We start from the raw sequence: 1,295 nt of genomic DNA, 5'->3' as shown, positions 1-1,295 counted from the left end.
CAACACGTTCAGTTTTATCGACGGCCTTGCCGACTGGCGGCCACCGTTCCACTACAAACCGTTAGCCGATGGCGATGAAACGGCGATAGTCGTTGGCCCGGAAGGGGAAGAAATTTTCGTCAATAAAGACGGCGCAATTAAAGTGCATTTTCACTGGAACCGCTATGACCAGCCGGATGATGGCGCTTCGTGCTGGGTGCGGGTGGCACAGGGCTGGAACGGCAACGGCTATGGCTTTATGGCGATACCGCGCATCGGGCAGGAAGTGATTATCTCTTACCTGAATGGTGATATTGACCGCCCCATCGTCACCGGTTGCGTCTACAACGGCCTGAACCGCCCACCGCTGGATTTGCCGTCCGAAAAAACCCGTACCACGTTTAAGACCAAGACCCACAAGGGGAAAGGCTTTAACGAGCTGCGGTTTGAGGATGCGAAAGGCAGCGAAGAAATCTATTTCCACGGCCAGAAAGATTTTACCGCGCATATCGAAAACGATGCGTACTGGCATATTAAACATGACCAGAAGAGCCGCATCGATAACAATCGCTACCACGACATCCGCGCCGATGACCATCATCAGGTTGCTGGCTCACGCAAAATCACCACCGAAGGCGATGTTTCCCACCGGATTGCCGGCAGTCAGCATATTCAGACCGGCGATGCGACCGTGATTGACAGCGGGCAGGAAATCCACCTGAAAAGCGGCGGCAAAGTGGTGTTGGAGGCGGCATCAGAAATCACGCTGAAAGTGGGCGGCAGTTTTCTGAAAGTTACGCCGGGCGGTATTTTGTCTTCGATGATTAATGTCGGGCAGGGTTCAGGTGGTAGTGGGCGTGGGCTGGCACTGCAATTACCGGAAGGTGTGGAGCCATTGCCAATGGTGGAATTTCCGGCGAAACCGCCTTGTGCTCTGCTTGCACAGCAGGAAGAAGACTGGGTTATTACAGGAGCAGAAGAAGCATGATGGAATCAACGAATTGGAAAAGCTGGTTAGCCCGTCAGGACAATGGTCATTGCTATTTTTTGGTCAACAGTCTGGCAGAGCCGAATCCGGTTCAGACCTTCTACCTTAACGGCTGGACAGAACAGGCCTTTCCGCTCTACAGCGGCACCCCGATGAACCCCATGCTGGCGCAAAGCCCGTGGTTAATTCAGCCCAAAATCAATTGTCTGCCGGAACTGGCTCAGTTGCTGGATAAGCACGAATTCAGCGATGCCAGTTGGGGCTGGGGGTATCACAGCACCTTACCGTGGTCGTTTCAGTTAGAACACTGGCGGTTACATCAGCAGGT

At 53.6% G+C, this 1,295-nt stretch carries 2 protein-coding genes; both read left to right on the top strand.

Annotation, left to right across the window (positions count from 1 at the left end):
* The coding region (locus tag IQ209_RS17875; protein WP_193852526.1) for a type VI secretion system Vgr family protein at nt 1-967 on the top strand (967 nt) is incomplete at its 5' end.
* On the top strand, nt 964-1,295 hold a 332-nt coding region (locus tag IQ209_RS17870), incomplete at its 3' end, for a DUF4123 domain-containing protein (RefSeq protein WP_193852525.1). The genes IQ209_RS17875 and IQ209_RS17870, both read left to right, overlap by 4 nt.

This window comes from Xenorhabdus sp. BG5, from assembly GCF_015163665.1.
Lineage (GTDB): Bacteria > Pseudomonadota > Gammaproteobacteria > Enterobacterales > Enterobacteriaceae > Xenorhabdus.
The sequence above is the reverse complement of the archived record's forward strand: the minus strand, read 5'-3'. Positions and strand labels throughout refer to the sequence as shown.